Genomic DNA, 18,105 nt, shown 5'->3' with positions numbered 1-18,105 from the left:
ACGGCGCACCGACGAGAGAGCAGAATGAACTTTGGGACTCTTTTGAAACCCGAGGCGGTTAAGGTCGTGACCTCCGCCTCGTCAAAGAAACGGCTTTTTCACGAGATCGGCGATCTTGTGCAATCAGCCTATGAGCTGAATCCCGTGGTTGTGGTTGAATCTTTGATCGCCCGAGAGGCCTTGGGCCCAACGGGCGTCGGTCACGGAGTTGCCCTGCCCCATGCGCGTTTGGACGGAATTTCGGATGTGATGGGTGCGTTTATCCTGCTCGACAAACCTATCGAATTTGATGCTGTCGATCGCCAACCGGTTGATATTGCTTTTGCCTTGTTTGCGCCAGAGGAAGCCGGTGTGGAACATCTCAAGGCGCTGGCCTTGGTGTCGCGTACGCTGCGCGACACCGCGATTTGCAACAAGTTGCGCGCCAACCCTGACGCGAGCACGTTGTTTGCGATTTTGAACGAAGCGAAGCCAGCGCAAGCGGCTTAACTCGGCTCCCAATCCTTGAAACCAAACATCAGGTAGTCGCGCGCATAGGCTGCGCGCGCCAAATCCTCTATTTCCGTATCGTAGACATCCACCAAAGCGTGGGGCGTATCATCCGTTTGCCGATCAAGCGCCGGAGCACCTGTTAATCCAACGGAAGCTCCAAGATCGGCAAGTTCATGTTCCAGCGTCTCAGCGCGCATCAGACGGTGCGGTAAGGCAAACTCGGCAAAACCTTCGATCACCTTCGACTGGCTCGCCCAATCCCGATCCACGCGCACGGCCGTTTGCCCATTTAAATTGGCCTTCAGAAACCGGAGAAAGGCCGCGAAGGTATCCCGGTGCACCGCCTTGTCGTAAGACGGGTCAGCAGGATCATCAGGCAACGACAAACTGTATCGCTTGACCAACGTCGTTTGGATGCCACCATAGCCGCCTTGCCCTGTGTTCAAGACACGGTGACAGAACACCGCATGCGCACGCGCAAGAGGGTGGCGCAAGACTGAAAAACTGCGATGCCCTGGATTAGCGCGCATCCAGTCACGCAATCCATTCTGGGACAGCTTCGACTCAGGCTTGACCCCTTCAACCTTGTCGAGCGCTTGCAACCACCCCTGCACAGGGTCATTTGGCCAGCCCCGGATGGGCAGATACAAGAGAGGCTGCGACTGACTGGCAACGTAAGTGGGAACAGCCGCCCCGCGCCTCGGTTCGAAGTTTGGCGTTCGTGTCAAATTGAACGGGTCCAGACCAGACAACGCCTCGGTCATTTGGCGAAAATTGCTCACCTTTTCTGACAACGCAGCAGGATTTTGCACCTTTAGGCTCTTGTCCAATGCATCCAGGTGGCTGGTGACACCAAGCCATTTTGCCAGTCCGTTCATAACATCGAGGTTCTGCAAATCCTCGTAAGCAATGTAAAATGCGGTCTGGCCAGATGACTGCATCCGGTTCAGCACGGTCACCTGGAATTCCTGCAAAGCGGTGAGGTAGCGCACAAATTCATCCGCAACGAACGTCGCTTTGCCGTCCTTTCGGACCTTTGCATCCGTCAGCTTCCATTGCCCGGTTGCCTGCGCGATCTTCCAAGACACGTAGCTGTCGACCGGGTTTCGGGTGAGCACGATTTTGGCGCATTTCGGGTCGTCCATAACTTTTTCAAAGATACGGATGTCATGATCATGGAAGTATCGAAAGCCGCTGAGGTCCGCAGTCTGCTTGAACGCGCGCAACAACGTTTTGGGGTCCGCATCCCGCGTGTCCTGAGTGATGCCCAAAATCTTGTCACTGTTCGGATACCCAATAAAAAATGGATTGAATGCCTCTCCGTGACACGACAACCCATCGAAAGCGTTCAAATTGGTTTCCAGAAAATTCGAACCTGTGCGCATCTCTGCGAGCACGACAAAGTAATCGAATTTGGCCATATCAGATCAGCGTACCAAATAAGGTTTGCGCGCAAGGTCCGGCATAGGTTTTGGACCCAGCGCAACGGGAAAATCACCCATGAGATAAGGGTGCATTCCCTGATTTTTGAGGTTTTGAAGAAATTGGCCAAAGCCATCTAGATTTGTCAACTTGGGCACTTCCGACAAGCGGCGGGTATGGGTCAGACCAATCTCGTCCAGAATACCTTGCAGTGGCTCCATCGGCGCTTCCACAAATTCAGCCATGGTCCAGATGCGAATGCGGGCTTTGGCGTAAGGTGATCTCAGGATATTCAGATGGTCACTTTCGATTTTCTGCAGCCTTGCCGCTTCCTTTCGAATATCCATGAAATTCATGTTCGAACGGAAAAGAGGGACAGACCAGGCACCCGAAATAACGGATATCTGCGCATTCGGGTCTTTGGCCACGCGCCAATTGATCTTTTGGTTGTCGAGCGGTCCGAACTGGAAGCATTGCCGCTCACCTCGGGTGTTCCAAATCAGATTGGCCAAGAACGAATTGGGGTTGTAGTCACGGGTTTCTGCACTGTTGCTCAGCGCGCCATTGAGTGTCGCCTGACCTTCGGCAAACTCAACGCGATCAGGGTGAAAGAGGTGTCCATGAACGCGCGCACCTGTGGCCTTGGCCAGCCATGGTTCGAAATTCTCGAAGATTTCTGTAAACCCTTGGAACATCGAGTACGGCGCAGCAGTCACGCCGTTTTCCCAGTCTTCATTGGGAAATCGGCTTTGCATGTACAAGCCAGGCCGCCCGCGTGTCCGTCGCTCAACCGCCTTTGCAAAGATCCGGTCAATCTTGCCAGGATTGGGCTCCGTGCGTTTCATTGTACCGGCTGAATCCGTAAGGAATGTGTCATACAACCGATTGGCGTGCGGCCAAATTTTGCGAGCAACAAAACAATCAGACCGCCGCAAGAGTTGCAGGTGATCATCATAGAAAATGTGCGGCTTGCCTTGAAAATCGAACTTGGACAGCGTCAATGATCGGCTTTCAATTTCAATCGAGTATTGGCGGGCGAGCGTTTGGTAGTAGCTTTCGTCAGGGATCCACACTTGTTTGAAGTAAGTGTCATATTCCTTGCGATCTGGTCCCTGAAGAATGGCGGACAGCGTCTGGCGGGTCAGGCACCACCATTGGCTTCCCATATGTGGGATCAAACCATCGGGGATTTTCCGCCTCATCCCCAGTTTGCGTTGAAGTTCAACGTATTTGTCGAACAGAACGCGTTGGCGTCTCCATGAAAAAGGAAAGCGCAAGGTGAACCTTTCCTGGTCAAGGCCGCCAACCGTCCAGGGCACATCTGCTGTCGTTGCACTCTCTATGAAGTCCGTGTGCGGGCGGGCTGCGAGGTAGTCCACCAGTTCCTCGACCGGGCGCAAAGGCAGGCAGGCGCCGGAAGCCAGATAAACGTGCCGCACATCTGCAAACTCGTTCAACATCAGCTCGGACGCGGCTTGGCTCGCGGCCACCAGGCTCCACGTGCCCCACTCACACCGGAAGCGTTTGGAAAACTTGATGGTTGGAACGTCGGACAAAGCATTTACAAACGCGGAGTAAGTTTTTTTGGGAACGTTGACGTCGACGTGGATAACGACCGGACATCCTCCCATTGCCCAGAAACGCGCGGCCTGTTCCGCGCGATCAAGCGCCGTGTGCACGAGCATGACGATCCCGACGGTCATGCCCAGTTTCCTTTGGACATAAGCCCCAAAATTTCCAGTTGACGCCAATTGATGTATTTTTCGGACCACTTGCACCAAAGATCCGGGTCATCGCGCAGTGTTGCAGCGTAGGCCTTGTATTCAACCGACGCTGCGTAGTGCTGCTTGCGGGCAAGCTCTTCCGACGCTTTGGCCGTGAACGTATCAAGAAACTTGGCGTGTAGCAGTACGCCCGAGGCCTTTTCTCCGCCCCATTCATCATAGACCTGGTTCAGACCACGCGGCAAAAGCATGTGGGTCGAGCTGGCATAGGCATATCGCCGATCCCATCTAACCAATGGAATTTTGTTCAGTGCAGGTGCCCGTTCAGGTTCATCAGGAAAAAACACTCGGGCACGTGGACCGCCTTGAATCCAAAGGTTCCCAAGTTTCTCGTTCTTGGTGATCGTGTAGTTTCCACTGTCGAACCAGCTGGCAATATCTATCGGGTTCTGACCGGCTGTGTATGGTTGTTCATCCAGCCGCCCCTTTGGATACATATCCAGCAACATGGCGGAAAACGACTTGATCGAAGACGCATCAAGCCAATCCGTCAAAGCACGCAAGGGTCGCGTATCGCAGAATGGGTACACAAGGAACTCGTCCGGATCGACCACCAGCGTCCAATGGTCGTGGCCGTACTTCATCTGTAGCCAATTGAGCCAATCAACGCCAAAACGTGCCCGCTTGTAGCCGGCCTTTGTTGACCAGACCGACACGTCAGGCTGCTGGACAAGATAGTCCAGGGACCCATCCGTGCTGTCATTGTCCACGATCAGGAAATGGTTGATCCCCATCTCGCGATAGTAATCCAGAAAGAACGGAAGGCGGATCGCTTCGTTGCGCAGGGTAGAGAAACACAATAGATCGTTTGGCCGGATTTGCGAGGTGCGATTGGCAACGCGGGAAAGCTCACGGCGTTTCCGGAATGCACGGATACGCCATCGCTTTCGCTGAAGTCTCAGCCGATATGACTGCCAAGCGCCCAAATTGCCCCGTCCTTTGCCAACCGACGTTTCGGTCTCACTCGCGCCTATCAGGTCAACCTTAACACAGTCTTGAAATGAGCATCCCAACTGGGTGGTTCAAACTGCGGATGTTTTGGCGTGCGCGGTCCGGCCTCGGCCAGTGTGTTAATTGTACTGATCCACAGATAACGATCTGAAACGCTTGCGTAAATGGGAATGTCTCCAAGCAGTTCCCCAAAGACTTCAAGTGTGTTCACGACAACCGGAACGCCCCGTGCGGCCGCTTCGACCGCTGGCATACCAAACCCTTCCGCATGGGTTGGCAACAAAACACCCGCCGACCCGTCCATAACCGCGGCAAGGGCACCATCACTCAGATCGGCCACTTCGCGGATTTTTCCATCTGGCGGGAGCGCGTCAAGCCGCGCAAACACCTCTTCGTTCCGCCACCCGCGGCTACCAGCAATAACGAGCGTCGGGGCGTCTTCACCCAAAGCCTCCCACAGATCCAAGAGGAACGCGTGGTTCTTGCGAGGTTCGATTGTTCCCACAACGACAAAATACGGGTGGGACGGCAGCAAGCCATCTGGCAACTCGTCGGGTCGAGCAGCCACGTGGTCTGTTCCCAAATGAGCAACAATCGGTGTGGGCGTACGGGCTCGAAACAATGCCTCCGTCCGTTTTCTGGTATCCTCGGAATTGTAGATCACCAGATCCGCATACGCTCCGACCCGGTTGATCATGGCAGAAAACGGCGCGACAGAACCTTCGCGTTGGTACTGCGGAAACTCAATTGGAATGACGTCATGCACAAAAACAGCGATGGGAATCTCGGCTGATTTCAGAGTGCGCAACACGCGTTCCGTCAGGTTGGAATGCCCTGTATTCAGATACGATGTCCCCTGCGGTAGACACTTATTCAGCATACGCGGCAACCCGAATGGAGGCACCCGTCCGATCGCATTGCGCCGGGCCAGCTTCCATGCTGCTCTGTTTTGTTGATCAGGCGGCGCACCATTGGGACCAGACAAAATACGGGTCAACGAGGCAACGCCATTCGGGTCAAGCAGGATGTAGCCAAGCCTTGATCTGATCAGCCCATAAAGAGGTTCAGGTGCGTCCTGAAGCGTACGCAGGTAAGCCAGTTCAACCCTGTCCACCCCGGTCAAAACGCGCCCTGCCCGACGCATGAGGCGGGTCAGGTCCAGCAGGCGCGCATTTGGTCGGTTATGTGTCGTAGTGGCCAGTTTGGTGCCATCTCCAGGCATCGGTGATCATCGTTTCCAGCGTGGACCGGGTTGGAGTCCACCCCAATTCAGTTTCTGCTCGGGTCGAGCCTGACACCAGCTTGGTGCAATCGCCCGGGCGACGCTCACCGTCGACATAGGGTACGGCTCGATTTGTCACGGCACGGGAGTGGTCAATGACCTCTCGAACAGAGAACCCACTGCCGGTACCCAAGTTGAACACGCGGCTGCCTTTGCCATTTTCCAGCCAATTCAGCCCCAATACATGGGCATCCACGAGATCACAGACGTGGACGTAGTCACGGATGCAAGTACCATCTGGCGTATCATAATCAGTGCCATACACCGTCAACGCATCCCGCTTTCCAGCAATGGCATCCAGCATCAATGGGACCAGATGCGTTTCGGGTTGGTGAAATTCACCTACTTCTCCATCTGGATCGGCACCCGCCACGTTGAAATAGCGAAATATCACATGCCGCAGACCATGAGCCGCCTCAAAATCGCGCAGGATATCCTCGATCGCGCGCTTGGATGCGCCGTAGGCGTTGATGGGATGTTGTGCGCTGTCTTCATCAAGGACAACGTTGTCTTGATCGCCATAAGTGGCGCATGTGGACGAGAAGACGAAATCAAGACAACCGGCTGCCACCGCCGCCTCAACCAATGTCAGAGAGCCCAGAACATTGTTGCGCCAATACCGGCCCGGATCCTGCATACTTTCGCCAACCTGACTGAGAGCTGCAAAATGCATTACCGCGACGGGATTGTAGCGGGCAAAAGCCGCATCAAGCGCAGCGCGATCCAGCAAGTCGCCTTGGACAAACGGGCCGAACTTGACGGCATCACGCCAACCCGTTTCCAGGTTGTCGAATGTGACGGGTACGTATCCAGCGGCGCGTAACGCTTTGCAGGCGTGGGAACCGATGTATCCCGCGCCCCCCGTCACAAGAACATGTTTCACATCAAAGTCCTGAGTTACTCGGCAGCTTTGTCCATTTGGACAACATCACGAATATACCCAAGTAGATCATCCCGCAATTCATCCCGTGCCAGGCCAAAGGCAACGGTCGCCTGCAGGAAGCCAGATTTCGATCCACAATCAAAGCGTTGGCCGCGGAAACGGAAACCATAGACGCCATCTTCACCGCCGATTTCATTGGCAATGGCATCCGTCAGTTGGATTTCACCACCGGCGCCTGACTTCATCTGGTTGAGCGACCGAAGAACCTTGGTGGTCAGGATGTACCGTCCGATCACGGCAAGGTTTGAAGGCGCTTCGCCCGCTGGGGGCTTTTCCACCATGCCTTTGGCTTCCACCAACTGGCCCATATCGTTCTTGATATCGAGAACACCGTAGGAGGACGCACGCTCTGGCGGAACCTCCATGGCAGCGACGATGTTGCCACCGGTTTCATTGTAGGCTTCGACCATCTGTTGCAGACAGGGTGTGTCCGCGGCAATCACGTCATCCGGCAAGATCACAGCAAAGGGTTCATTCGCGATCAAGCGGCGTGCGCACCACACAGCGTGTCCAAGACCAAGCGCCTTGTGCTGGCGGATGTAAGCAATTGCCCCGCTTTCCATGTTGGTGTCCTTGAGGGTTTCAAGAAGCTTGTCCTTGCCCTTTTTGCGCAACTCCTGTTCGAGCGTTGGCGCATGGTCAAAGTAATCTTCCAGTGCCCCTTTTCCGCGCGAGGTGACAAAAATGAATTCCTTGATCCCCGCAGATCGCGCTTCATCAATCGCGTACTGGATCAATGGACGGTCAACGAGCGTCATGATTTCTTTTGGAACAGATTTCGTTGCCGGGAGGAACCGCGTCCCTAAACCCGCAACAGGAAAAATCGCCTTGGTCACCTTCTTGCGCATAGTTACCCTCTGCTTACAAAACTCGTCTTATCAATGTGACTACTACTAAACTGCGTTTAGGGAATGTCCAATTCCCTAATCCCGGTCAGCACCGGCTAAGTGTTGCCCAGACGCGCCAAAATTGGCGAACTGATCAGCCGCTGTCTGCCGATGCGGCGCGTCTCGGCTGCGACACGTTCGCCGAAGCTAAACATGCGAAAGACCGGCGCACTGCGGGTCGATTTGCCGAACAAACCGCCGCTTTGTTCCCAGAATCCATCCGAGTGGAACTGCAAACGATGCCGCAAGGTAGTAGGTGATAGCAAAAAAAGCGAAACAATTTCACCCTGCTCGACCCGCTTCGCTGCTTCTGCGCGCAAACGTTGACGCTGCCAGCTGCGCCCAGCCAAAACAACAGAAGCCCGGCTACATGATGGAAATGGCTTGAAAGCGGAGATAGGGCTGCGCGAAACATGAGATCCCCCACGTTGACGCATCAACCCCTGACCGTACCCCTGATCGAGGCGTGACAGCAGTTGGCGCACATCACCGGGCAAAAGACGCCCCGCAACCATGTGAGACATGACCCTCCGGCGCTCGGTGTTGCGAATCGCACGCCAGTGGTCCCTGCGCTGAGATTCTGGCACATATTTCCGTTGAAAGACGGCCCAGCTTGATCCGATATCAAACAAATCACGCGGAACACGATCATGTCGCCGCCGCGGGCTCGCTGCGAACCCATGGTGCACTTCGGCCATCGGCACGATGGCCGTTGCGTGTCCGGCATGGGCCAACCGCAAGTTCAAATCAGTTTCATCCAGGTAGAAAGCAAAGCCGGGGTCAAACCCCTCAAGCGCAACCAGAACGTCACGGCGCACCGCCATGTTGGTGCCCTCTGTCTTGGTTGCGCGTCGTCCTTTGGGCTTCAACAAGGTTGCCCGGTTGTGGCTAACGCTCAGAGGCTTGGCCTCACCTCTCGTGTCTACGGTGCGCGCCTTCCACTGCCATGAAATACCATTGCGACCACGCACAAAGCCTCCAACCGCTGCAACATTTGGGCGATCCGTCGGCGCAATGAGGTAATGAAGCCAGCTCGGCTCAGGCACGGCATCATCGTCAATAAACGCAACAATATCACCAGCCGCATGGCTTATTCCCAAGTTACGCGCTTCAGAGATGTTTGGCCGGTCAAACTCCACCAACTTGACCTGATCTGTGAATGGTCCCGCCTGCACGGCGCGACACCCGGCAGGATCCGCAACAACCACGATCTCGAACTTCGAGTATTGCAGCTGAGACAACCCGGTCAGACACCGGCTCAGCGCGATCGGCCGGTCGCGGCTCACCACCACAACACTGACCGTCGGGTGCGTCATGCCACTCCCATTTCTGCCATCATCGCTTCGATCCGGGGCACATCCGCAGGGTTGTTCAGCTCCCAGAATTGACGACTGCGCGCATCCACTTCAACGCACAGCACCTGACGACCGTTTTCAAGAAACCGCAACTGCTCCAATCCTTCCAAGGTCTCCAACGGACCTACAGGCCAAGTCGGATAGGCTGCAAGAGCATCTGGCCGGTAAGCATAGACACCAACATGATGAAATACAGGTGTCTCACTATCGTCGGCATAGGTGTCGTTTGTGTAGGGAATGACCTCTTTTGAAAAGTACATCGCCTGTCCGGCCACACCAAAAACTGCAGTCGTGCCGCCAACGCGACCCGCCTTTCGATCTTCGAGAAAGCCACGCAGAGTGGCTCCGTCGCAACGCAATACAGGCGTCGCAATCTCGGCATCAGATGCGGCACGCAACCCGTCAACCAAGCCTTCAATGAACCATGCGGGGGTCAGTGGTGCATCCCCCTGCAAGTTGACGACGATCTCGTATCCCGCGCCCAGCGCATGATGTGCTTCGGCACACCGTTCTGTACCATTGCCACAAGTGTCCGAGGTCATCACGACGTCGGCTCCGAATGCTTCTGACACGTCTTTGATCCGATCGTCATCGGTTGCCACAACCACCCGGTCGACGCCTTCCACGGACAGTGCTGCCCGCCAACTGCGTTCGATCAAGGTTTGCGACTCCCCGGTTGCACCCATCAAGGGGACCAGCGGTTTGCCCGGATACCTTGTTGATGCATAGCGCGCTGGGATGACGATCAGGACCGACATCAGGCTGACTTCAAATCAACGGCAGGTGCGTAGGCGATAAAGAACGGATTGGCATACCCTTCCTTGCCATAGACCAGCGGGCTATGATCGTCGAAACGAACAACCTTGCCACCGGCACCGGCCAGCACAGCATGACCAGCCGCGGTATCCCATTCCATCGTACGGCCGACGCGGGGATAGATGTCGGCTTCTCCGGTTGCCACGAGGCAGAATTTCAGAGACGAACCTGCGCTTTTCATGTCTTTGACCGCGTATTTGTTGATGTAGTCATCCGTCGCCTGATCGCGGTGCGACTTCGATGCAACCACCATCAAGCCGCTGTTGTCGCTATTGGCGACAGACAGAGGGGTAACCGCGCCAACGGTGTCTTTGTCCAGTGCACCGGTTTCTTCCACGGTTGTCCCGTCCGCCTGAGTGTAGAACATGCGACCCTTGGCCGGAGCATAAACAACGCCTCGCGTTGGCACACCATCCTCGACAAGAGCGATATTCACAGTGAAGTCTCCACGGCGATGTACAAACTCCTTGGTGCCGTCGAGCGGATCGACAATCAGGAATGTCTTACCAGTGGTATCGTGGGTGGCCGCCTGCTCTTCGGTCACCAGCATTACATCGGGAAACGCCGCTCGAAGGCCCTCCGAAATCAATGCATCCGCGGCTTCGTCCGCTTCGGTCACCGGGCTGTCATCCGATTTGACTTTCACGTCAAAGTCTTCAGCGCCATAAATCTCCATAATCTTGTCGCCCGCTTCCAAAGCGAGCTTGCGGATCACTGGGACCAATTCTTCGTACGTCATCAAATAGCTCCTTGGCTTGGCTTTTGTTGAAAACTGCCTGCGCGGCCCTTATGATGCTGCGGTAACAGAACGGCAAGAATTCCCTGCGATCATCGCAGCATACGAGGCAAAATCCGCTCATGTTTCAGTCGACGCGCAAACCGCAGTCAGGCCTGGGCAGCGCACTAGCCATGTTCGAGGTGATCTATCACTCGATCGTGCGCAGTGTGCGCAAGACCCATAACAACGCCTTTTTGGCCATCGCGATGAACATGCTTCAAGCGGTGATCTTCGTCATGGCGTTCTATGTCATGTTCTCGGTGCTGGGTTTGCGTGGGGCCGCCATCCGCGGCGACTTTCTGCTCTACATTATGACTGGGATCTTCCTGTATATGACGCATGTTAAATCATTGGGCGCAGTCACGGGAGCCGAAGGGCCCGCCAGCCCCATGATGCAACACGCACCGATGAACACGATTGTGTCCATAGTTTCGGCGGCGCTGGGCGCCCTCTATGTGCAGGTTCTATCGCTGTTCATGATCCTCTTCATCTACCACGTGGCCTTCACTCCGGTAGAGATTGAACAGCCTTTTGCCGCCTTCGGTATGTTGCTGTTAGCTTGGTTCACGGGGTGTGCGTTGGGGCTGGTTTTGCTTGCGCTCAAACCCTGGTTTCCCACTTTCGTCTCTATCTTCTCGCAGATTTACCAACGCGCAAACATGATTGCGTCGGGAAAAATGTTCCTTGCCAATACGCTGCCAGGGTTCATGCTTGCCATGTTCGACTGGAACCCGTTGTTCCACACCATCGACCAATCGCGGGGCTTTACGTTCATCAATTACAATCCAAGGTATTCCAGTTGGGAGTATGCGTGGTGGGTTGGCGTCATACTGGTCATGCTCGGGTTGATGGGAGAATTCTACACCCGACGCCATGCCTCGCTCAGCTGGAGCGCAAGGCGATAGGTCGTATCCTTTGGCCCACAAAGACATCAGGCACTGGATCAAGAAACGACACGACATGTCAGATTGATGCGTCCGCCCTTGGGCAACAGTGTTGAAGATCCAAACCTGATCCGGTCAACTCCATGATAAGTCAGGCGGGCGTCGCCACCCATCACAACGACATCGCCGCTTTCCAGCCAAAGCGACTCTGTACGTCCCCCACGTGATGTATTTCCGATCCGGAACAGCCCGGCATCCCCTAGCGACACCGAGAGAACTGGCCAGCTGAAGTCAGCCTCGTCCTTATCCTGATGCATACCCATGCGCGCATCTTCACCGTAGTAGTTGATCAGGCAGCAATCTGGCGCACGCTCCAATCCAGTCACCGCATGCCACACATCTAGAACCGCACCAGGAATTGGTGGCCAGTCAACACCACTCGGGTGCTTGGTGGCGTAGCGATACCCCGACCGATCCGCATACCATCCCACGGCGCCAGCCGAAGTCATTCGCACTGACATCGGCTTGCCGTATGGTGTCTCGGGCGAGAACATGGGCGCCGTCTCTGCCACCTGCCGCACCGCTGAAACCAACTCGGCTTGCTGCGTCGCATTCAAATACGTCTTGTAGATGTCAAATCCGCGGACAGAGACGCGCATGGCCCAATCCCCTTCAGTTATGTGTAATTTTGCCCTTTTCAGGCTCGTTAGAACGGTTGCAGCGTCTATTCACCCTCCTTATATACGCCGCAGCGCGCACGAATTCGTGCGCAATCCTATGCGTGGCGTCGATGCCGAAACGGGTCGCCGCCTCGTGTCATCGCCTTGAACTGATATGAGGGATCGAAAACATGGCTAAAGTCATCGGTATTGACCTTGGGACCACAAACAGCTGCATCGCCATCATGGACGGCAGCCAACCCCGGGTGATCGAAAACGCAGAAGGCGCGCGGACAACACCGTCCATCGTCGCATTCACTGAAAACGAACGGCTCGTCGGCCAACCCGCCAAGCGCCAAGCCGTTACCAACCCCGACAACACAATCTTTGGCGTCAAGCGCCTGATTGGCCGCCGCAACGACGATGCGGATCTGGCCAAGGACAAGAAAAACCTGCCCTTCGCCGTGATCGATGGCGGCAATGGCGACGCATGGGTCGAGGCACGTGGTGAGAAATACTCGCCCAGCCAGATCTCTGCCTTCATCCTGGGCAAGATGAAAGAAACCGCCGAGAGCTATCTTGGCGAAGACGTGACCCAAGCAGTCATCACCGTTCCCGCCTACTTCAACGACGCACAGCGTCAGGCGACCAAGGACGCGGGCAAGATTGCTGGTCTTGAAGTGCTGCGGATCATCAACGAACCGACAGCCGCCGCGCTGGCCTACGGCCTCGACAAGGAAGACAGCCAAACCATCGCCGTCTATGACCTTGGCGGTGGTACGTTTGACGTGACCATTCTGGAAATCGACGAAGGTCTGTTCGAAGTAAAATCCACCAACGGGGACACGTTCCTGGGTGGTGAAGACTTTGACATGCGGATCGTCAACTATCTCGCGGACGAGTTCAAGAAAGAGCATTCGGTCGACCTGACTGCCGACAAGATGGCGCTGCAGCGCCTGAAGGAAGCGGCCGAGAAGGCCAAAATCGAACTGTCCTCCTCCAGCCAGACCGAAATAAACCAACCCTTCATCTCGATGGGGTCGAACGGTCAGCCGCTGCACATGGTCATGAAACTGACGCGCGCCAAGCTGGAAAGCCTGGTGGGTGACCTGATCAAGGCATCAATGAAGCCCTGCCAAGCCGCGTTGAAAGACGCGGGCCTGTCGGCTTCGGACATCGACGAGGTTGTTCTGGTCGGTGGTATGACCCGCATGCCGAAGGTGATCGAAGAGGTCACTAAGTTCTTCGGCAAAGAGCCCCACAAGGGCGTGAACCCAGACGAAGTGGTTGCCATGGGCGCCGCCATCCAGGCCGGTGTTCTGCAAGGTGACGTGAAGGACGTTGTTCTGCTGGACGTGACCCCGCTGTCGCTGGGTATCGAGACGCTGGGTGGTGTGTTCACCCGCCTGATCGACCGCAATACGACAATCCCGACGAAAAAATCGCAAATCTTCTCGACTGCCGAGGACAACCAGAACGCCGTGACCATCCGGGTTTTCCAGGGTGAGCGCGAGATGGCCTCCGACAACAAGATCCTCGGGGCCTTCAATCTGGAAAACATCCCGCCTGCACCGCGCGGCATGCCTCAGATCGAGGTGACCTTTGACATCGACGCCAACGGCATCGTGTCGGTAGGCGCCAAAGACAAAGGCACCGGCAAGGAGCAGCAGATCACGATCCAGGCCTCCGGCGGTTTGTCGGACGAGGACATCGAACAGATGGTCAAGGACGCCGAGGACAATGCCGAGGCGGACAAGGAACGTCGCGAGCTGATCGAGGCGAAAAACCAGGCCGAAAGCCTCATCCATTCGACCGAAAAGTCGTTGGAAGAACATTCGGACAAGGTCGACCCCACCACGGTCGAAGCGATCGAACTGGCGATTGCCGCGCTGAAGGACGAGATCGAAACCGAAAACGCCGACAAGATCAAATCGGGTATTCAGAACGTGACCGAATCAGCCATGAAGCTGGGTGAAGCGATCTACAAGGCGGCGCAAGAAGACGGCGACGATGAGCCCCAGGCGGCTGATGAGCCCCGTGCGGATGATGATGACATCGTCGACGCCGAATTCGAAGATCTCGACGACGACAAACGCGCCTGATTTTGGGCCTCAGAGGAACCAATCACGAGGCCGGCCACAAAGGGCCGGCCTCAGACGTTCCAGCAAAGGACATAATCCATGGCAAAACGTGACTATTACGACGTGCTTGGAGTCTCGAAAGGCGCATCCGCCGACGAGATCAAGAAAGGCTATCGCAAGAAAGCCAAGGAACTGCACCCTGACCGAAATTCGGACAATCCAAACGCCGAAGCACAGTTCAAGGAAGCAAACGAGGCCTATGACGTTCTAAAGGATGCCGACAAGAAGGCCGCCTATGACCGGTTCGGTCATGCGGCGTTCGAAGGTGGAATGGGCGGCGGCGGTGGACGTCCCGGTGGTGGCTTTGGCGGCGGCCAGGGCGATTTCGGCTCGGCCTTCTCCGACGTGTTCGATGACCTGTTCGGCGATTTCATGGGCGGCCAACGGGGCGGCGGTGGACGGCAACGTGCATCGCGTGGCTCTGATTTGCGCTACAATCTGCGGGTGTCTCTCGAAGATGCCTACGCAGGCATGCAAAAGACGATCAACGTCCCCACATCGGTGTCTTGCGATGCCTGTAACGGAACTGGGGCCGAGGGCGGATCCGAACCCACAACGTGCCCAACTTGCTCGGGCATGGGCAAAGTCCGCGCCCAGCAGGGCTTCTTCACTGTCGAGCGTACCTGTCCAACCTGCTCTGGTCTTGGCCAGATCATCAAGGACCCATGCAAGGTCTGCTCGGGCGCTGGCCGTGTCGAAAAGGACCGTGCGCTTTCGGTTAACATCCCTGCCGGTGTGGAAACCGGAACGCGCATCCGTTTGGCCGGCGAAGGTGAAGCCGGGATGCGTGGCGGTCCGTCGGGTGATCTCTACATCTTTATCGACGTGGCTGATCACAAGCTCTTTGAGCGGGATGGAACAAATTTGTTCTGCCGCGTCCCGGTGAGCATGGGAACAGCGGCATTAGGTGGGTCCATTGAGGTCCCAACCATCGACGGTGGCCGTGGCCGCGTGCAAATCCCCGCTGGTTCACAGTCAGGTCGGCAGATGCGCCTGCGCAACAAGGGTATGCCCGCCCTCCGGGGCGGCGGTGCCGGCGACATGTTCATCGAATTGGCCGTGGAAACCCCGGTCAACCTGACGGCACGGCAAAAAGAACTGCTGCGCGAATTCGAGGAACTCTCGGAAGAGAACAACCCGGAATCGTCCAGTTTCTTTTCGTCGGTTAAATCCTTTTGGGACTCAATGAAGGGCTAGGATCACAGGTAAGGCGGAGTTAACTCCGCCTTACAAGACTTACCCTCCAGCACTCAGAAGGTAGTCCAGTAAAGCGGATCAAGATCCGCGTTACGTGAGCGCTCGTAAGGCGGATTTCAATCCGCCATCAACGCTTCTCAATCAACTTCCGAACCTTGGTTAATCTTTCGCTAACCTAAACTGCGGCACTCTACAGGCATGTCACATTTCGCAGAACAACCACTGCCCTTTGATCTCGACGAGGCCACACCTGCCCCGCTTCCCAAGGGACGTACGCCATCCTACATGGCGGACCATCGCAAACGGCTGCGCACGCGCTTTATGGATGGCGGCGCCACCGCTCTACCTGACTACGAGATGCTTGAGCTGGTTCTGTTTCGCGCCATCCCCAGACAAGATATCAAACCGCTCGCACATGCGCTGATGGCCGAATTCGGGGATTTCAATCGTGTCATCACCGCCCCGGTTGAACGGTTGCGCGCATTTAAGGGCGTTGGCGATGCCGTCATATGTGAGCTGAAAATCGTGGAGGCAGCCGCCCAGCGCATGGCGCGCGCCAAGGTGATGAACACGCACGTGATCACCAGTTGGGACGCCTTGCTAGATTACTGTCACACGACAATGGCGCACAGGGGGACGGAGCAATTTCGCGTTCTCTATCTTGACCGCAAGAACGTGCTGATCGCGGACGAAGAACAGGCAAAGGGTACTGTCGATCATGTTCCGGTCTATCCGCGCGAAGTGGCAAAACGGGCGTTGGAGTTGAATGCATCCGCCTTGATTCTGGTGCACAACCACCCATCTGGTGACCCGACTCCCAGCCAGTCAGACATTGACATGACGACAAAGATGGAAATGGCCTGTTCTGCCCTCGGGATTACATTGCATGACCATCTGATCGTCGGCAAAAGCCGTGAACTAAGCTTCAAGTCCGAAGGCTACCTCTAGCGCACCCACACCTCGACCCGCCGGTTTGCCTTGCGGCCCCAAGCGCTGTCGTCGCATGCCATCGGAAGCGCCTCTCCAAACGCATCTACAACCAATTCGATACGGTCAAAGTTTGCCGTCTCAGCGGCCGCAACGACAGCGCGCCGCACTGCATCCGCACGGCGCAGGGCAATATCCCGATTTGCAGAGGCAGGACCGTCTCCATCGCTGAACCCGACCAACAAAACCTGCCGCGCATCGTACTTGCCCTGCTCCATCGCCCGCGCCAGTTGCTGCACATTTGATCGCGACTGCGCATCCAAACGCACCGATCCAGCCTCGAATCGGAAAGAAGTCGTGAGGCGGGCCATGCCGTAGAACGTCCGAGTCATGCGCTGTAGCTCCTCGAGCGATATCTCCGGTCCGGCGGACGTCACGGCGTTGGCAAAGCGATATCCCTGATCGTTGATCGAAACCTCTTCCGGTGCCTGATCGACGAACCCGGCGCGACGAATGACCACCTGAGCGGATGGACCGCGCGTAAAGGTTAGAAACTCTCGTCCGATCTTTGGCAAGCGCCTTGCAGGCAAATACAGAAACATCGGTGCGGTAAGTGGGTAATCTTCGGTTTTGATGGTCTCCCGACCCGCCGACAGAGAAAACCCGCAAGATCCCGTCAGCGTAAGTGCACGTGCATTGCCGGTATCGGCATAGCTGGCGATGCCAATTGCAAATGGGTCAGCCAAAACAGCATTCACAACATCCAACCCGCGGTCATGGCGCGTGATCACATCCGCAAAATTGGAGCGTGCGGGGCCCATCACATCGTCCTCGACCGATTGACCCAGCCCGGTCCGGGCGTCCGGCAAGTGCAACGAAATGGGGGCATTCGCCCCGCCGAGGTCCGCCCAGTTCGTGATTGTACCGGCAAAGACGGCGGCCAAATCCTGGGGAGAGACACGGTCAACAGGGTTGGATGGGGCAACGATCGGCACCATGGCATCAAGTGCGAGAACGCGACTGCGGTTGGCCTGCGTCATGTCACCCATCCCGGCATCACGGGCAAGCTGGCGCTCGTCGGGTCGAATTTCACGCAAAGCCATAACAATGTCCGCATCATTGGCAAGCAGGTCTGCAAAACCCTCATCTGTGGTGGACACGTGGAAAAAGAAGCGTGCAACGGGCTTTCCGGTTTCGGTATCTGCCAACTCATAAACGAAGTTGCGCGCGTCGATCTCTTCCCGCTCGGCCTCGTAATTGTTGCGCAGCGCGAAGCCTTCGATCAAGGCGGGCATCAGAACAGCACCCATGGTGGAAGACCCGGACACGCTGATTTCGGCAACAAAGTCTTGCAGATTAGGGCAGGCGGGCCCATCGCACAGCACACCGGACCCATCTACGGTCAGTTCGCCATAGACAGTTTCAATACGATAGAACTCGCCATCAAACCCCAGAAGCGTCCCGCTGAGTTCCACTTGCCCGTCGGGCGAAGTGAGCGTGACGTCCTGTGCAAGAAGCACGGTTCCCCAAAAAGAAAGTGCGGCGAAAATCGCCGCACGTAACAAAGCCATGGTAAGCCTATGTCGC

Annotated in this window: 16 protein-coding genes; 5 read left to right on the top strand and 11 right to left on the bottom strand. The window is 56.2% G+C overall.

The features are described 5' to 3' along the window. The first annotated feature begins 24 nt into the window (after nt 1-24). The gene (locus tag IE087_RS02200; RefSeq protein ID WP_189367293.1) at nt 25-489 is read left to right on the top strand and encodes a PTS sugar transporter subunit IIA; all 465 of its coding nucleotides are present in this window, start codon (nt 25-27) and stop codon (nt 487-489) included. Here IE087_RS02200 and IE087_RS02195 read toward each other — a convergent pair. From IE087_RS02195 to cysQ, 9 genes are all read right to left on the bottom strand, one after another. Continuing rightward, nucleotides 486-1,913, bottom strand: a complete 1,428-nt coding sequence (locus IE087_RS02195; protein WP_189367291.1) for a sulfotransferase family 2 domain-containing protein — start codon at nt 1,911-1,913, stop codon at nt 486-488. The genes IE087_RS02200 and IE087_RS02195 overlap by 4 nt on opposite strands. Before the next feature lie 6 nt (nt 1,914-1,919). Continuing rightward, nucleotides 1,920-3,617 (bottom strand): DUF5927 domain-containing protein, encoded by a 1,698-nt coding sequence (locus tag IE087_RS02190; protein WP_189367290.1) that lies wholly within the window; start codon nt 3,615-3,617, stop codon nt 1,920-1,922. Beyond that, nucleotides 3,614-4,624 carry a glycosyltransferase family 2 protein gene (locus tag IE087_RS02185; protein ID WP_189367288.1) on the bottom strand — a complete coding sequence of 337 codons (1,011 nt, stop codon included), beginning with the start codon at nt 4,622-4,624 and terminating at the stop codon, nt 3,614-3,616. Before IE087_RS02185 ends, IE087_RS02190 begins: the two co-directional genes overlap by 4 nt. Nucleotides 4,625-4,671: 47 nt before the next feature. After that, nucleotides 4,672-5,871 carry a glycosyltransferase family 4 protein gene (locus IE087_RS02180; protein WP_189367286.1) on the bottom strand — a complete coding sequence of 400 codons (1,200 nt, stop codon included), beginning with the start codon at nt 5,869-5,871 and terminating at the stop codon, nt 4,672-4,674. Beyond that, nucleotides 5,831-6,814, bottom strand: coding sequence for a UDP-glucose 4-epimerase GalE (galE, locus tag IE087_RS02175; RefSeq protein WP_189367284.1), 984 nt, complete (start codon nt 6,812-6,814; stop codon nt 5,831-5,833). Before galE ends, IE087_RS02180 begins: the two co-directional genes overlap by 41 nt. Before the next feature lie 14 nt (nt 6,815-6,828). Beyond that, complete coding sequence (galU, locus tag IE087_RS02170) at nt 6,829-7,722, bottom strand: UTP--glucose-1-phosphate uridylyltransferase GalU (RefSeq protein ID WP_189367282.1); 894 nt, start codon at nt 7,720-7,722, stop codon at nt 6,829-6,831. 95 nt (nt 7,723-7,817) lie between these two features. Then, nucleotides 7,818-9,077, bottom strand: coding sequence for a glycosyltransferase family 2 protein (locus IE087_RS02165; RefSeq protein ID WP_189367280.1), 1,260 nt, complete (start codon nt 9,075-9,077; stop codon nt 7,818-7,820). Further along, nucleotides 9,074-9,874, bottom strand: coding sequence for a 3-deoxy-manno-octulosonate cytidylyltransferase (locus tag IE087_RS02160; RefSeq protein WP_189367278.1), 801 nt, complete (start codon nt 9,872-9,874; stop codon nt 9,074-9,076). The genes IE087_RS02165 and IE087_RS02160 overlap by 4 nt, the downstream gene beginning before the upstream one ends. Next, nucleotides 9,874-10,671 carry a 3'(2'),5'-bisphosphate nucleotidase CysQ gene (gene cysQ, locus IE087_RS02155; RefSeq protein ID WP_189367277.1) on the bottom strand — a complete coding sequence of 266 codons (798 nt, stop codon included), beginning with the start codon at nt 10,669-10,671 and terminating at the stop codon, nt 9,874-9,876. The genes IE087_RS02160 and cysQ overlap by 1 nt, the downstream gene beginning before the upstream one ends. Nucleotides 10,672-10,790: 119 nt before the next feature. Here cysQ and IE087_RS02150 point away from each other — a divergent pair, with 119 nt between their 5' ends. Beyond that, entirely contained in the window at nt 10,791-11,615 is an 825-nt protein-coding gene (locus IE087_RS02150; protein WP_189367275.1) for an ABC transporter permease, read from the top strand. Nucleotides 11,616-11,653: 38 nt separating this feature from the next. Here the strand turns inward: IE087_RS02150 and IE087_RS02145 are convergent, their stop codons facing one another. Then, a complete protein-coding gene (locus IE087_RS02145; protein ID WP_189367274.1) occupies nt 11,654-12,253 on the bottom strand; it encodes an alpha-ketoglutarate-dependent dioxygenase AlkB family protein in 600 nt (199 codons plus the stop codon). A 191-nt stretch (nt 12,254-12,444) separates the two neighbouring features. On the opposite strand from IE087_RS02145, the gene dnaK reads away from it, so the two are divergent. The 3 genes from dnaK to radC all read left to right on the top strand — a co-directional run bounded on the left by dnaK (nt 12,445) and on the right by radC (nt 16,539). Continuing rightward, nucleotides 12,445-14,355: a molecular chaperone DnaK gene (dnaK, locus tag IE087_RS02140; protein ID WP_189367273.1), complete on the top strand. Its 1,911-nt coding sequence runs from the start codon at nt 12,445-12,447 to the stop codon at nt 14,353-14,355. Between the two features lie 78 nt (nt 14,356-14,433). Continuing rightward, complete coding sequence (gene dnaJ, locus IE087_RS02135) at nt 14,434-15,591, top strand: molecular chaperone DnaJ (RefSeq protein ID WP_189367272.1); 1,158 nt, start codon at nt 14,434-14,436, stop codon at nt 15,589-15,591. Between the two features lie 198 nt (nt 15,592-15,789). Further along, entirely contained in the window at nt 15,790-16,539 is a 750-nt protein-coding gene (radC, locus tag IE087_RS02130) for a RadC family protein (RefSeq protein WP_189367271.1), read from the top strand. Here the strand turns inward: radC and IE087_RS02125 are convergent. Then, the gene (locus IE087_RS02125) at nt 16,536-18,089 is read right to left on the bottom strand and encodes a substrate-binding domain-containing protein (RefSeq protein WP_189367270.1); all 1,554 of its coding nucleotides are present in this window, start codon (nt 18,087-18,089) and stop codon (nt 16,536-16,538) included. The genes radC and IE087_RS02125 overlap by 4 nt on opposite strands. Nucleotides 18,090-18,105 lie beyond the last annotated feature (16 nt).

The sequence above is a fragment of the Tateyamaria omphalii genome, assembly GCF_014651375.1.
Lineage (GTDB): Bacteria > Pseudomonadota > Alphaproteobacteria > Rhodobacterales > Rhodobacteraceae > Tateyamaria > Tateyamaria omphalii.
The sequence above is the reverse complement of the archived record's forward strand: the minus strand, read 5'-3'. Positions and strand labels throughout refer to the sequence as shown.

Coding starts and splice junctions, on each gene's coding strand:
- IE087_RS02200 (WP_189367293.1), top strand. CDS start 25: ATGAACTTTGGGACTCTTTTGAAACCCGAGGCGGTTAAGGTCGTGACC.
- IE087_RS02195 (WP_189367291.1), bottom strand. CDS start 1,913: ATGGCCAAATTCGATTACTTTGTCGTGCTCGCAGAGATGCGCACAGGT.
- IE087_RS02190 (WP_189367290.1), bottom strand. CDS start 3,617: ATGACCGTCGGGATCGTCATGCTCGTGCACACGGCGCTTGATCGCGCG.
- IE087_RS02180 (WP_189367286.1), bottom strand. CDS start 5,871: ATGCCTGGAGATGGCACCAAACTGGCCACTACGACACATAACCGACCA.
- galU (WP_189367282.1), bottom strand. CDS start 7,722: ATGCGCAAGAAGGTGACCAAGGCGATTTTTCCTGTTGCGGGTTTAGGG.
- IE087_RS02165 (WP_189367280.1), bottom strand. CDS start 9,077: ATGACGCACCCGACGGTCAGTGTTGTGGTGGTGAGCCGCGACCGGCCG.
- IE087_RS02160 (WP_189367278.1), bottom strand. CDS start 9,874: ATGTCGGTCCTGATCGTCATCCCAGCGCGCTATGCATCAACAAGGTAT.
- cysQ (WP_189367277.1), bottom strand. CDS start 10,671: ATGACGTACGAAGAATTGGTCCCAGTGATCCGCAAGCTCGCTTTGGAA.
- IE087_RS02150 (WP_189367275.1), top strand. CDS start 10,791: ATGTTTCAGTCGACGCGCAAACCGCAGTCAGGCCTGGGCAGCGCACTA.
- IE087_RS02145 (WP_189367274.1), bottom strand. CDS start 12,253: ATGCGCGTCTCTGTCCGCGGATTTGACATCTACAAGACGTATTTGAAT.
- dnaK (WP_189367273.1), top strand. CDS start 12,445: ATGGCTAAAGTCATCGGTATTGACCTTGGGACCACAAACAGCTGCATC.
- dnaJ (WP_189367272.1), top strand. CDS start 14,434: ATGGCAAAACGTGACTATTACGACGTGCTTGGAGTCTCGAAAGGCGCA.
- radC (WP_189367271.1), top strand. CDS start 15,790: ATGTCACATTTCGCAGAACAACCACTGCCCTTTGATCTCGACGAGGCC.
- IE087_RS02125 (WP_189367270.1), bottom strand. CDS start 18,089: ATGGCTTTGTTACGTGCGGCGATTTTCGCCGCACTTTCTTTTTGGGGA.